Raw genomic sequence first — 12,888 nt, 5'->3', positions numbered from 1 at the left:
AACTTCGTTTGGAAAGGATGTTTCTTATGAAGCGCTTGTTCTGTTTGGCCGCGATTGCGGCCGCTGTAGTGGGGCACTCTGTTTCGGCACAGGCCGCCGGCCTGGAGTTCGGTGTGGGGAGCACGAGCGATTCGACCATGACCTATCGGCTGGGGCTGACATCGGACTGGGACAAAAGCTGGTGGCAAAGCGATACCGGTCGTCTGACCGGTTACTGGAGCGGTGCCTACACCTATTGGGATGGCGACAAGCGCGCCAGCGCCAGCAGCCTGTCGTTCTCGCCAGTTTTTGTGTACGAGTTTGCCGGCGAATCGGTGAAGCCTTACATCGAGGCTGGGATCGGGGTGGCGGTGTTCTCGCGCACCAAGCTGGAAGACAACAACATCGGCCAGGCCTTCCAGTTCGAAGACCGCCTGGGCTTTGGCCTGCGCTTCGCGGGTGGGCATGAGGTAGGCATTCGTGCCACGCATTATTCCAATGCGGGCATCAGCAGCAATAACGATGGGGTAGAGAGCTACTCGTTGCACTACACCTTGCCGCTGTAACACCGAAGAACCCTTGTGGGAGCGGGCTTGCTCGCGAAAGCGGTGTAACAGTCGCTACATGTTTGACTGACACACCGCTTTCGCGAGCAAGCCCGCTCCCACATTTAGAGCTCCACTCACCAGACGATCAGCGGTAGGCCGTCGCAATCCCTTCGCGCTCGGTCAGGCACTCCGGTGCTCCCATCTCGAACTCCCGGCAAATCAGCGGGCGTCGCTCGTAGATCGTGCACATCATCGTGTCCCGATCCAGCGCCGCGCACCAGCCGTCGTCCAGGCGCAGCATCACTTCGCCGCCCCAGTCATCGGTGTCGATATAACGCTCTGGCACGCCCGTGTCGGTGATCAGCATCACTTCCAGCTGGCAGCAGCAGGCCGCGCACGTCGAGCAGGTGACGGTGGGTTCGGCGATTTGAGTGTGGGGGATGTTGGTCATAGACGCGCAGTGTAAGGCAAGCGGGTGACGCAGGTGTGAAACGACTGACAGACGTCAACGCGCCAACCGATGCAACCCCACAAATACCAAGGCCCACAGCAGCGCCAGCGCCGCCATCGTGGGGGCGAGGCCATAACCAAACTGCACCCCCGCCAATTGGCTGCCGGCGTAGTAGGAAAGCGGGCCGCCGAATGCGCCCAGTACCGCCGCACGCCACCAGGGGCGGGCGCTCCAGGCCAGGCAATGGCGCAACGTCGTCGCCAGCAACGCCCACAACAGGATCAACCAGAAGGGAATCAGCGGGCCCGGCTCGGTGAACTGAAACACGCCCAGCGTGCGCAACGCAGTGTCCAATAGCGTACCCACGACGGTGACACTGAGGATCAGCCTGGCGTCTGCGGCCCACGAACTTATCCACAACAGATGAACGGCCAGCACCGCCAGCCCCACGAATAACCATGCACTGTCACCGCCGAGCACGCAGGCAAACCAGCCGCACTGAAAGAGCGCGGCGTTGGCCAGGGTCTTAAGCACTGAAGCGACCGAGCAGCGGCGGGTTGATCGCCGAAGGTTTGGCCAGCAGCAATTGCGCCGTGCCGATGGTGCGCTCCATGAAGCCACCCTCGCAGTAACACAGGTAAAACTCCCACAGGCGCAGGAAATACTCGTCGTAGCCCAGTTCGGCGAGGCGACCGTGGGCGCGGCGAAAATTCTCATGCCACAGGCGCAGGGTTCGCGCGTAATGCAGGCCAAAATCCTCCATGTGCAGCAGGTTCATATCGGTATCGCGGCTGACGATGTGCAGCATGTTCTGCACGCAGGGCAGGGCGCCGCCGGGGAAGATGTAGCGCTGGATAAAGTCCACGCTGCGCTTGGCCTGTTCAAAGCGTTGCTCACGAATGGTGATGGCTTGCAGCAACATCAGGCCGTCGCTCTTGAGCAAGCGCGCGCACTGTTTGAAGTAGGTCGGCAGGAAGCGATGGCCCACCGCCTCGATCATCTCAATGGACACCAGCTTGTCATATTGGCCGGTAAGGTCGCGATAATCCTGCAGCAACAGCGTGACCTGGTCTTGCAGCCCCAAGGCCGCGATGCGTTGTGCGGTGTAGGCGAACTGTTCCTTGGACAAGGTCGTGGTGGTGACCTTGCAACCGTAATGCTGCGCGGCATAGAGCGCCATGCTGCCCCAGCCGGTGCCGATCTCCAGCAGGTGGTCGGTGGGCTTGAGGGCGAGCTTTTGGCAGATGCGTTCCAGTTTGTTCAGCTGCGCTTGCTCCAGGGTGTCGTCCGGGGTCAGGAATTGCGCCGCCGAATACATCATGGTCGGGTCGAGGAATTCCTCGAACAAGTCATTGCCGAGGTCATAGTGGGCGGCGATGTTTTTCTGCGAGCCCTTGCGCGTATTGCGGTTGAGCCAATGCAGCCCCTGGGTGAACGGCCGCGCCAGGCGCGCCAGGCCACCTTCCATTGCGTCGAGTACGTCCAGGTTGCTGACCATTACGCGCACAACGGCGGTCAGGTCCGGGCTGGTCCAGTAGCCGTGGATAAACGCCTCGCCGGCGCCGATGGAACCGTTGGCCGCCACCAGGCCCCACACGGCTGAATCGACGATCTGGATTTCCCCCAGCAAGTGCGCTTCCCGTGCGCCGAATACCTGCCGCTCGCCCTCCTCGATCACCACCAACTGGCCATGGCGCAGCTGGCTGAGTTGACGCAGTACCGCCTTGCGCAACAGCGCGGCGGTCATGCCATTGACGTTCAGGCGGTTGCCCTTGACCGATAAGCTAGGGGATTTCATGGCGGCGATCCTTGGTATACCCGACTGCGGTGCGAGAGGCGCCATCGGCGGCCTGGTGGGAAAAAATCGGTGTGCGTTTGAGCAAGAGGCGCATGGCCTGCCAGTAGATCGCGAGGCAGGTCTTGGCGGTCATCCAGGGGAAGCGCCACAGGTAGCGATGCAGGCTGGCGCGGTTGAGCGGTTCTTTTTGCAGGCTCAAGGTGGCGTCGAAGACTTTTTGCGTGCCCTGCCAGTCGGCCATGTGCACGCCAAGCCGGGCAGCGGGCGGGCTGAAGCTCATGCGGTATTCCAGGTCGCGTGGCAAGAACGGCGACACATGGAAGGCCTTGGCCACGGCAAAATGCTGATGCTCATCCGCACTCAAGGCCTGGGCTGGCAGCACATAGTGGTAGCGCTCGCGCCATGGGGTGTTGGTCACTTCACACAGTATCGCGGCCAGACGTCCGTCTGCCTCGAAGCAGTAGAAGAAACTCACGGGGTTAAAAGCCAGGCCCCAACTGCGGGCCTGGGTCAGTAGGCAGATTACGCCCTGGGGTGTATGCCCCAGTGCCTTGCCGACTTCCTGGCGCACGGCATCGCTCAAGCTCATGCCGGTGCGCGTCAATTCACGCAGGTAGTCCTGCTGACGAAAACCAAAGGGGGCCAGGCGGCTGCGCCCGGCCAGGGGCGACAACCCCATTACTTCGTGTTCTTCGCTCAGGTCCAGGTACAGCAAGCCGATGCGGTAGCGAAAGGCGTGGGCCTTGGGCGCAAACCGGCGGTGGGCAATCCAGCCGCTGTACAGGGCGCTGTTCACAGGGTTTCTCCAAACGCCTGGGCCACGTGCAGGGCGCTGACCACGCCGTCTTCGTGAAAACCATTGGCCCAGTAGGCGCCGCAGTAATAGGTATGGCGCACGCCGGATATTTCGTCGCGACGCGCCTGCGCCGCTACCGCCGCCAGGCTGTATTGCGGATGGGCATAGGTGTAGCGGGCAAGAATCTTCAGCGGGTTGATCATTTGCGTCTGGTTGAGGCTGACGCAGAACGTGGTGTCACTGTCGATGCCTTGCAGGATGTTCATGTCGTAGGTGACCGCCGCCTGCGTCTGCCGGTTGGCGTTGAGCCGGTAGTTCCAGCTGGCCCAGGCCAGTTTGCGCTCGGGTAACAGGCGCGTGTCGGTGTGCAGCACCACATCATTGTCGGCGTAGGGCAGTGCGCCCAATATATGCTGCTCGGCCTGGCTGGGGTCACCGAGCAACGCCAGCGCCTGGTCGCTGTGGCAGGCAAACACCACCTTGTCGAAGGCCTCGGTGCCGGCGGCACTGTGCACTACCACGCCCTCTGCATCGCGCTCCACCAGATGCACCGGGCAGTCGAGTCGGATCTGTTCGCGAAAGCTGTGGGTCAGGGGTTCGATATAGCTGCTTGAGCCGCCCTCGATCACACACCACTGTGGCCGGTTATTCACCGAGAGCAGCCCGTGGTTCTTGAAAAACCGCACGAAGAACTGCAAGGGAAACTTGAGCATGTCCACCAAGGACATCGACCAGATCGCGGCACCCATCGGCACGATGTAATGCAGGATAAACCGCGGGCCATATCCTTTCGCTTCGAGGTAATCCCCCAAGGTCATGTCGGCGCTGATGCGTTGCTCTTGCAGGTCCAGCGGTGCCTCGCGATTGAAGCGCAGGATGTCACGCAACATGCCCCAGAACCCCGGCGACAGGATATTGCGCCGCTGGGCAAACAGGCTGTTGAGGTTGTTGCCGTTGTACTCGAACCGAGTGTTTTCGTCGCACACCGAAAAGCTCATTTCAGTGGGTTTGAACGTCACGCCGATCTGCCCCAACAGGCGGATGAAATTGGGGTAGGTCCAGTCGTTGAACACGATAAAACCGGTGTCTACCGCGTAGCGCTTACCCTCGACCGTCACGTTGACGGTATGGGTGTGCCCGCCGATGCGGTCACCCGCTTCGAACAGGGTGATGTCATGACGGCGGCTGAGCAGGTAGGCGCTGGTCAGCCCCGCAATGCCGCTGCCGATGATGGCGATCTTCACAGGTCGTCCTTTTTCGGCGGCGGGCTGCGCAGCATGCGCTTGCCGATGATCAGTTGTGCGCGGTTCGGCAGTTTCGACAGCGGCCAGAGGGCGGCGATAAACAGGGCGGGAAAGGCGATCTCCAGCGGACGTTTTTCCAGCTTGGCGAAGATGTGCCGTGCGGCTTTGTCTGCCGACCAACTGAGCGGCATGGGGAAGTCATTGCGTTCGGTCAGTGGCGTATCGACGAAGCCCGGACTGATCACGGTCACGTCGATATTTTCCGGCGACAGGCTGATGCGCAGGGATTCGAACAGGTAGCGTAGGCCCGCCTTGGAGGCGCCATAAGCTTCGGCGCGCGGCATGGGCAGGTAGGTGACGGCGCTGGCGACACCCACCAGGTGCGGCGTTTGTCCGGCGCGCAACAGTGGCAGGGCGGCTTCGATGCAATAACTGCTGGCCAACAGGTTGGTGCGCACCACGTGCTCGATGATCGATGAATCAAACTGCCGCGCGTCCACATACTCACAGGTACCGGCATTGAGGATCACCGTGTCCAGTGCCCCCCAGACCACGCCGATATGCTCGCCGATCTCACGCACGGTCTGGCTGTTGGTCAGGTCGCCGGCCACCACTAGTACCTGGCCGGGGAAACGCTGGGCGAGTGCCTCCAGCGGTCCTTTGGTGCGCGAGCTGAGCGCCACATGGGCGCCGCTGTTGAGCAGTTCCACGGCCAACGCGGCACCGATGCCACTGCTGGCGCCAGTCAGCCAATAACGGCGGGGCGGTGTCAGGCTCATCCCATTCTCCTTTTCAGCCAACTGATAACGTTGCCCAGCACAGGCAAGTGTTCATACAGCATGGCGCCGGCATCGAAATAATCGCGGTGGCGGTACACCTTGTCACGCCACATCAAGTGCGAGCAGCCTTCCACCCGGATCACCTTACCGTTGGCCAGGCGCGGGTGGCAAAAACTCATCTTCCAGCGCAGGTAACCCTCGCCTTCGGCGACCTGGTCGAAACTGTGGAAGTCAAAGCGCAACTGGCTGACGTTGCTATACAGGTCGGCGAAGTAACGGTGCATGGCAGGCAAGCCGTGGACTTCGTGCAACGGGTCGGCAAAGGCGATGTCCTGGCTGTACAGGCTGTCGAGCAGGTGCAGGTTGTGCTTGTCCAGCGTGGCAAAGGCCTGGGCGAAGCGGCGCAGGAAGTCACTCATACTCACCCCCTGCGGCCTGGCGCGAGGGCAGGCTGCGGAAGGCGGCCAGTGCACGTTCACGGGATTTTTTCAGGTCGACGATCGAGCGCGGGTAGTCAGCCACGCCGAACAAGCCGCCGGCGGCTTCGGGGTTGTGCACATCCTTTTTATTCAGCGCGGCCAGTTCCGGCAGCCAGTGCTTGATAAACACGCCTTCAGCGTCAAATTTCTCCGACTGACTCAACGGGCTGAAAATCCGGAAATACGGCGCCGAGTCGGTGCCGGTGGATGAGCTCCACTGCCAGCCGCCATTGTTCGCCGCCAGGTCGCCGTCGATCAGGTGACGCATAAAGAAGCGCTCGCCTTCGCGCCAGTCGATCAGCAGGTTCTTGGTCAGAAACATCGCCACCACCATGCGCAGGCGGTTATGCATCCAGCCGGTTTCCAGCAGTTGGCGCATGGCGGCATCGATAATCGGCAGGCCGGTGCGGGCTTCCTGCCAGGCAGCGAGGTCTTTGGGGGCGTTGCGCCAGGCCACGGCTTCGGTCTCGGGGCGGAACGCGCGGTGGCGCGATACCCTGGGGTAGCCCACCAGAATGTGCTTGTAGAACTCGCGCCACAGCAACTCGTTGATCCAGGTGATGGCGCCCATGTCGCCGCTTTCGAATTCGCCGCCATTGGTTTGCAGTGCGGCATGCAGGCACTGGCGCGGCGAAACCACGCCCGCCGCAAGGTAGGCGGAGAGCTGGCTGGTGCCGGGTTTGGCGGGGAAGTCGCGCTCGTCCTTGTAGTAGCTGATTTGCTGATCGGCAAAGGCATCGAGACGGCGACGGGCTTCGTCCTCACCTGCTGGCCACAGCGTCCGCAGGGCCTCGCTGGGCGGCTCGAAACCGTCGACTGCCGGGGGCACCGGATCGCTTTTGAGCGTGAGCACAGCCTGCGCTTTTGGCGCCGCGACCCTGCGGGGCAGGGCGCTGTGCAGGCGGGTGTAGCAGACCTTGCGAAACTGGCTGAATACCTGGAAATACGTACCGGTTTTGGTCAGAACGCTGCCGGGCTGGAAGAACAGTTGGTCCAGGTAGCTGTGGAAGCTCACGCCTTGTGCTTCCAAGGCCTTGGCGACGGCCGCATCGCGACGGCTTTCGTGGATGCCGTATTCCTCGTTGACGTGCACCGACGCCACCGACAGCTCGTGGCACAGCTGGCTCAGCACGTCGGGCGCCTGATCCCAGGTGGCTGCGGTGCGGATCAGCAGGGGAATGTTCAGCTCGCCGAGCGTTTTGCTCAGCACCTGCAGGTTGCGCAGCCAGAAATCCACTTTGCACGGCGCATCGTCGTGGGCCAGCCACTGTTCGGGCGTGATCAGGTACACCGCCGCAATCGGGCCTCGCTGGCTTGCGGCGGCCAGGGCGGTGTTGTCGTGTAGGCGCAGGTCGGTGCGCAGCCAGATCAGATGCATTTAAACGAGTCCACGCTGGATCAGTAGCTGGTGGGCCGACAACGGCTCTTCGGCGCTGAACAATTGAGGGATGTCACGGCTTAATACCGCCAACTCGGCCTGGTGGATGCATACCGTTGGTCCGACGATTAACGTAGGGCATTGGATGCCGCTGAGAAGTTTGGCGAAAGCTGACAAGTGGAGGGCCTTGCTCGAATACAGCAGCACGGCGCGCGGTTGCAGGTGTTCCACCGCCAGGGCCAGTTCACCGGCGGGCAGCGGCCAGTCGAAGACTTCTACCGGGCAGTCGGCACTGCTGGCCAGCCAGGCGCTGAGCCACAGGTGCGGCTCCAGCGGCAGGTCTGATTGATTCACCAGCAACAAGGGCGCGCCGTGTAACTGGCGGTTGTTGTGGTAGATGCGTGCACCGAATTTGCTGCGCAGCCAGGACATGAAAAACACCCGCTCCATCTGTGCGCCGAATTGGCCCTGCCAACGCTGTTCCAGCTCCTGGAGCAACGGCAGCAACAATTGCTCGCACAAGGTGCGCGGCGGGTACAGCGCCATGGCCTGGTTGAAGGCATCGTCGACCCGGCGCTCGGTCAATTCGCTGATGGCTTGCACCAGGTTCTGGCGCAGGGTGTGCCATTCATTTTCGCCGGCATCGGGAAGGGCTTGGGCGGAGTCGATCAGGCCCTTGACCTGGCTGACCGGCACGCCGCGATTGAGCCAAGTGAGAATGGTGTGGATACGTTGGACATGTTCGGCGCTGAACAGTCGATGACCCTTGGGCGTGCGCTGGGGCACGATCAGGCCGTAACGGCGTTCCCAGGCGCGCAGGGTCACGGCGTTGACGCCGGTCTGGCGCGCCACTTCGCGGATCGGCAGCCAGCCGTCCTCGAGTGCTTGGGCGATGTCTTCGCCGGGTTCGTCTAGCAGGGCAGCTTTCATGGTCTAGATCGCATTTCGCAGGCTGAGGTTTTCCGGGTGCGGTTGCAGGTAGGCCTGCTGCGCGATATAGCGGTCCGGGTGTTGGCGAAAGTGGTGCTTGAGCAGGGTCATCGGCACCACCAATGGCACGATGCCGTGGCGGTACTGGCCGATGACGGTTTGCATTTCCTGTTTGTCGTCGGCGCTGATGGCTTGCTTGAGGTAGCCACTGATGTGTTGCAGCACATTGGTGTGGGTGCCTCGGGTAGCGCATTTGGTCAGGCCGGTCATCAACTCACTGAAGTAGCCACTGGCCAACTCATCCAGGTTCGCGCCCTTGGTCATGCTGCCCAGCAGGTGACCGAGGCTTTTGTAGTGCGCCGGGCTGTGGGCCATCAACAAGTATTTGTAGCGCGAATGAAAGGCCAGCAGGCGATGACGGGTCAGGCCTTCGGCCAGCAGTTTTTGCCAGCTGGCGTACACGAATACGCGGGTCAGGAAGTTTTCACGCAGCACGGGGTCGTTCAGCCGACCGTCCTCTTCCACCGGCAGGTTGGGGTGGCGGGCACAAAAGGCCTGGGCGTAGATACCACGCCCGCCGCCGTCCACCGGGGTGCCGTTGTCGCGGTACACCTTGACCCGCTCCAGGCCGCAGGACGGTGACTTCTGCATGAAGATGTACCCGCACAGGTCAGTGTGCTCTGCCGCCATCTGTTGGCCGTAATCGTCCAGAGGCTGGGTGACGTTCAACTCGCGGTGCACAGTGCCGACCGCTTGCGGGTTGGCAGGGTCGCCCACCAGGCGGATGGGTTCGCGCGGAATACCCAGGCCAATGGCGACTTCGGGGCACAGTGGCACAAAGTCGAAATAGTCGGCGAGGGTCTGGCTGCACAGCAGGGATTGTTTATGGCCGCCGTTGAAGCGCACGTTCTCGCCCAACAGGCAGGCGCTGATGGCGATCTTCGGTTTGGTGGTGCTGGACATACGCGAACCCTCTGCAAGATTCCTGTACAAGACTAGAATCTTGTACAACTAAATCTCATCATAGGTTCGATGCTGTACAAGTCAAATTATTTGTACAAGTTTTGCGCGCAGGCTATTTCCAGCCGATTTTCCAGGTGTCGATGTCCTGCAGGGTTTGCCAGGGCAAGCGTTCGCTGCGGTGGGTCATGACAGCCTGCAGTTCGATTTCCAGCACGGTGCCTTCTTCGTCACGAAACAGCTCGGTGACCAGGAAGTGTTTTTCTTTGTTCACTGGACGCGCTGCTGTCCATTTCGACAGCAGCAACTTGGCGGGATTGATTCGGTTCATTGCAGGTGTTCGATCAAGCGTCGCGCGGCTTCCTGGCCGCTGAGCCAAGCGCCTTCCACGCGTCCCGACAGGCACCAGTCGCCACACACGTACAGGCCCAGGTCTGCATCGGCCAGTACGCCGAATTCGTGGCTGCTGGACGGTCGCGCGTAGAGCCAGCGGTGTGCAAGGCTGAACGATGGTGCGGGCATGGCGCTGTGCAGCAGCTCGGCGAAGGCGCCGTGCAGGTGCTCGATCACCGCCTCTTTGGACAGGTCCAGGTGCGCCTTGCTCCACGCGCTGGTGGCATGCAGCACCCAGGTGTCGAGGGTGGTGTCGCGCCCCGGTTTGCTGCGGTTGCGTGCCAGCCAGTCGAGAGGGCTGTCCTGTACGAAGCAGCCTTCCATGGGCGTATCCAGCGGTTTATCGAACGCCAGGGCGATGGCCCAGGTCGGGTCCATTTTCACTCCGGCGGCGGCACTTGCCAGCTTGGGGGCGGCAGCCAGCAGGGCAGTGGCCTGGGGCGCCGGAGTGGCGATGATCACGTGGCTGAAGGGGCCGTGGTTTTCGCCGTCGGCATCCAGCAGGTTCCAGTGCTGTTTACCTTGGAATACCTCGGTGATACGGCAACCGAACTCCACCGGCAGGTCATCGAGCAGGGCGCGGGTGATTGCGCTCATGCGCGGCGTGCCGACCCAGCGGATCTGTTCATCGGGGGAGGGAGTGAGCTGGCCAGACTTGAAGTTGTACAGCTGGGGCTTCCATTGCTCGGCCCAACCGTTGCTTTGCCAGCGCTGCACTTCGTTGACGAAGCGCCGGTCGCGGGCAGTGAAGTATTGCGCGCCCATGTCCAGGGAGCCGGCATCACTGCGCTTGCTGGACATGCGGCCACCACTGCCGCGGCTTTTATCGAAAAGTTGTACAACGTGCCCCGCGTCTCGTAACGCTCGGGCGGCGGAGAGACCGGCGATGCCGGTGCCGATGATCGCGATGGGAACAGTCATGGGAGGCCTCGTTTTACCGTTGGGTACAGACTACGCCGACACCAATAGCTGTACAATATTGTTTTTTGGTATAAGTTTTGGCTTACCTGTTCTTAGGGCGTGGCCTATGGTTAAAGCAGAGGCTTAATCCAACGTTACGCCCGTTCAAATCGGTCCCTGCTTATAAAATAGACCAGTGATGGGCGGCGAACGTTACATGAGGAAGATCCCATGCACATTTTGCTGACCGGCGGTACAGGCCTGATCGGCCGTCAACTCTGCCAGCACTGGCTTGCCCAGGGCCATCGCTTGACGGTGTGGAGCCGTCATCCGGACCAGGTCGCCAAGCTGTGCGGCGAGCAGGTAGCGGGTGTTGCCAGCCTGCAAGAGGTTATCGGCCCGGTCGACGCGGTCATTAACCTTGCTGGCGCGCCCATCGCTGATCGCCCTTGGACCCACAAGCGCAAGGCGCTGTTGTGGAGCAGCCGCATCAGCCTGACCGAAACCCTGCTGGCATGGCTGGAAACCCTGGCGCAAAAACCAGCGGTGTTGGTTTCGGGCTCGGCGGTGGGCTGGTACGGCGACGGCGGCGAGCGTGAGTTGACTGAAGCCAGCGGCCCGGTGCAGGACGATTTCCCCAGCCAGTTGTGCATCGCCTGGGAAGAAACCGCCCAGCGCGCCGAAGCCCTGGGCATACGCGTAGTGCTGGTGCGTACCGGCCTGGTGCTGGCGGCGCAGGGCGGCTTTTTGTCGCGGCTGTTGTTGCCGTTCAAACTGGCGCTGGGCGGGCCTATCGGCAATGGTCGGCAGTGGATGCCGTGGGTGCATATCAAGGATCAAATCGCCCTGATTGATTTTCTTCTGCACAAGCCTGACGCCAGCGGTCCTTATAATGCCTGCGCGCCACACCCGGTGCGCAATCGCGAGTTTGCGAAAACCCTGGGCCAGGTGTTGCATCGCCCGGCGTTCATGCCGATGCCGGCCTTCGCGTTGAAGGTGGGCCTGGGCGAGTTGTCCGGCCTGTTGCTGGGTGGGCAGAAGGCGGTGCCCGAACGCTTGCTGGCCGCCGGTTTCACTTTCCAGTTCACTGAGTTGCGCGCGGCCCTGGACGACTTGTCCAGCCGCCTCTAGAGATAGGATGTTGCATGACGGATCACGCGTTGTTACTGGTCAACCTCGGCTCGCCAAAGTCCACGTCGGTGGCCGATGTGCGCAGCTACCTTAATCAGTTCCTGATGGACCCTTATGTGATCGACCTGCCGTGGCCGGTGCGGCGTCTGCTGGTGTCGTTGATCCTGATCAAGCGTCCCGAGCAGTCCGCCCACGCCTACGCCTCGATCTGGTGGGACGAAGGCTCGCCGCTGGTGGTGCTCAGTCGCCGCCTGCAACAGCAGATGACTGCGCAGTGGACCCAAGGCCCGGTGGAATTGGCGATGCGCTACGGCGAGCCGTCGATTGAAAGCGTGCTGACCCGCCTCGCCACCCAGGGCATCCGTAAAGTCACACTGGCGCCGCTGTACCCGCAGTTCGCCGACAGCACTGTGACCACGGTGATTGAAGAGGCCAAGCGGGTTGTACGTGATAAGAAGCTGAGCGTGCAGTTCTCGATCTTGCCGCCGTTCTACGACCAGCCGGAATACCTCGACGCGCTCGCGGCGAGTGTCCGCTCCTATGTGGAGCAGGATTACGATCACCTGCTGCTGAGTTTCCACGGCCTGCCAGAGCGTCATCTGACCAAGCTCGACCCGACAGGCCAGCATTGCTTCAAGGATGCCGACTGCTGCAAGAACGCCTCGCCTGAGGTGTTGAAAACCTGCTACCGCGCGCAATGTTTCAGCGTCGCCCGCGATTTTGCTGAACGACTGGGCTTGCCGGAAGATAAATGGTCGGTGGCGTTCCAGTCACGCCTGGGCCGCGCCAAATGGATCGAACCCTACACCGAGGCGCGCCTGGAAGCCCTGGCTAAGCAAGGCGTGAAAAAGCTGCTGGTGATGTGCCCGGCGTTTGTCGCCGACTGTATCGAGACGCTGGAGGAAATCGGCGATCGTGGGCTCGAGCAGTTCCGCGAGGCTGGGGGGGAAGAGTTGGTATTGGTGCCGTGCCTGAATGATGACCCGCAGTGGGCGAAGGCGTTGAATACCTTGTGCGAGCGCGCGCCGACAGCGCTCTAACCGAACCAAGTGAAGATCAACCTGTGGGAGCGGGCTTGCTCGCGAATGCGGTGGATCAGTCAAGTAATCAGTGACTGAAACA

The 12,888-nt window shown here is 61.7% G+C and carries 15 protein-coding genes; 3 read left to right on the top strand and 12 right to left on the bottom strand.

Going from position 1 to position 12,888, the window contains the following annotated elements:
- Positions 1-26 precede the first annotated feature (26 nt).
- Positions 27-545, top strand: coding sequence for an acyloxyacyl hydrolase (locus KHP07_RS04665; RefSeq protein ID WP_071491044.1), 519 nt, complete (start codon positions 27-29; stop codon positions 543-545).
- Positions 546-672: 127 nt separating this feature from the next.
- Here KHP07_RS04665 and KHP07_RS04660 read toward each other — a convergent pair whose 3' ends face one another.
- The 12 genes from KHP07_RS04660 to KHP07_RS04605 all read right to left on the bottom strand — a co-directional run bounded on the left by KHP07_RS04660 (position 673) and on the right by KHP07_RS04605 (position 10,656).
- A complete protein-coding gene (locus tag KHP07_RS04660) occupies positions 673-978 on the bottom strand; it encodes a YkgJ family cysteine cluster protein (RefSeq protein ID WP_034102020.1) in 306 nt (101 codons plus the stop codon).
- Positions 979-1,032: 54 nt separating this feature from the next.
- Positions 1,033-1,512, bottom strand: coding sequence for a DUF2878 domain-containing protein (locus tag KHP07_RS04655; RefSeq protein ID WP_078046790.1), 480 nt, complete (start codon positions 1,510-1,512; stop codon positions 1,033-1,035).
- Positions 1,505-2,776: an SAM-dependent methyltransferase gene (locus KHP07_RS04650; RefSeq protein ID WP_078046791.1), complete on the bottom strand. Its 1,272-nt coding sequence runs from the start codon at positions 2,774-2,776 to the stop codon at positions 1,505-1,507. Before KHP07_RS04650 ends, KHP07_RS04655 begins: the two co-directional genes overlap by 8 nt.
- The gene (locus KHP07_RS04645; RefSeq protein ID WP_214496663.1) at positions 2,763-3,572 is read right to left on the bottom strand and encodes a DUF1365 domain-containing protein; all 810 of its coding nucleotides are present in this window, start codon (positions 3,570-3,572) and stop codon (positions 2,763-2,765) included. Before KHP07_RS04645 ends, KHP07_RS04650 begins: the two co-directional genes overlap by 14 nt.
- The gene (locus KHP07_RS04640; protein WP_099493995.1) at positions 3,569-4,816 is read right to left on the bottom strand and encodes an NAD(P)/FAD-dependent oxidoreductase; all 1,248 of its coding nucleotides are present in this window, start codon (positions 4,814-4,816) and stop codon (positions 3,569-3,571) included. The genes KHP07_RS04645 and KHP07_RS04640 overlap by 4 nt, the downstream gene beginning before the upstream one ends.
- Positions 4,813-5,595, bottom strand: coding sequence for an SDR family NAD(P)-dependent oxidoreductase (locus KHP07_RS04635; RefSeq protein WP_214496662.1), 783 nt, complete (start codon positions 5,593-5,595; stop codon positions 4,813-4,815). The genes KHP07_RS04640 and KHP07_RS04635 overlap by 4 nt, the downstream gene beginning before the upstream one ends.
- The gene (locus tag KHP07_RS04630; RefSeq protein ID WP_078046795.1) at positions 5,592-6,014 is read right to left on the bottom strand and encodes a nuclear transport factor 2 family protein; all 423 of its coding nucleotides are present in this window, start codon (positions 6,012-6,014) and stop codon (positions 5,592-5,594) included. Before KHP07_RS04630 ends, KHP07_RS04635 begins: the two co-directional genes overlap by 4 nt.
- Complete coding sequence (gene phrB / locus KHP07_RS04625; RefSeq protein WP_214496661.1) at positions 6,007-7,452, bottom strand: deoxyribodipyrimidine photo-lyase; 1,446 nt, start codon at positions 7,450-7,452, stop codon at positions 6,007-6,009. Before phrB ends, KHP07_RS04630 begins: the two co-directional genes overlap by 8 nt.
- Positions 7,453-8,382 (bottom strand): MerR family transcriptional regulator, encoded by a 930-nt coding sequence (locus KHP07_RS04620; protein ID WP_214496660.1) that lies wholly within the window; start codon positions 8,380-8,382, stop codon positions 7,453-7,455.
- Between the two features lie 3 nt (positions 8,383-8,385).
- Positions 8,386-9,345: a YbgA family protein gene (locus KHP07_RS04615; protein WP_099493999.1), complete on the bottom strand. Its 960-nt coding sequence runs from the start codon at positions 9,343-9,345 to the stop codon at positions 8,386-8,388.
- 112 nt (positions 9,346-9,457) lie between these two features.
- The gene (locus KHP07_RS04610; RefSeq protein WP_078046799.1) at positions 9,458-9,673 is read right to left on the bottom strand and encodes a TIGR02450 family Trp-rich protein; all 216 of its coding nucleotides are present in this window, start codon (positions 9,671-9,673) and stop codon (positions 9,458-9,460) included.
- Positions 9,670-10,656, bottom strand: coding sequence for an NAD(P)/FAD-dependent oxidoreductase (locus KHP07_RS04605; RefSeq protein WP_078046800.1), 987 nt, complete (start codon positions 10,654-10,656; stop codon positions 9,670-9,672). The genes KHP07_RS04610 and KHP07_RS04605 overlap by 4 nt, the downstream gene beginning before the upstream one ends.
- Before the next feature lie 210 nt (positions 10,657-10,866).
- On the opposite strand from KHP07_RS04605, the gene KHP07_RS04600 reads away from it, so the two are divergent.
- Together KHP07_RS04600 and hemH are read left to right on the top strand one after the other, a co-directional pair.
- Complete coding sequence (locus KHP07_RS04600) at positions 10,867-11,766, top strand: TIGR01777 family oxidoreductase (protein ID WP_078046801.1); 900 nt, start codon at positions 10,867-10,869, stop codon at positions 11,764-11,766.
- A 14-nt stretch (positions 11,767-11,780) separates the two neighbouring features.
- On the top strand, positions 11,781-12,806 hold the full coding sequence (gene hemH, locus KHP07_RS04595; RefSeq protein ID WP_078046802.1) for a ferrochelatase: 1,026 nt from the start codon (positions 11,781-11,783) through the stop codon (positions 12,804-12,806).
- Positions 12,807-12,888 lie beyond the last annotated feature (82 nt).

Origin of the sequence: Pseudomonas sp. VS40, assembly GCF_018587885.1 — a bacterium.
Classification (GTDB): Bacteria; Pseudomonadota; Gammaproteobacteria; order Pseudomonadales; family Pseudomonadaceae; genus Aquipseudomonas; species Aquipseudomonas pergaminensis.
Note: the sequence above shows the minus strand (reverse complement) of the source record. Positions and strands in the feature narration are given on the sequence as shown.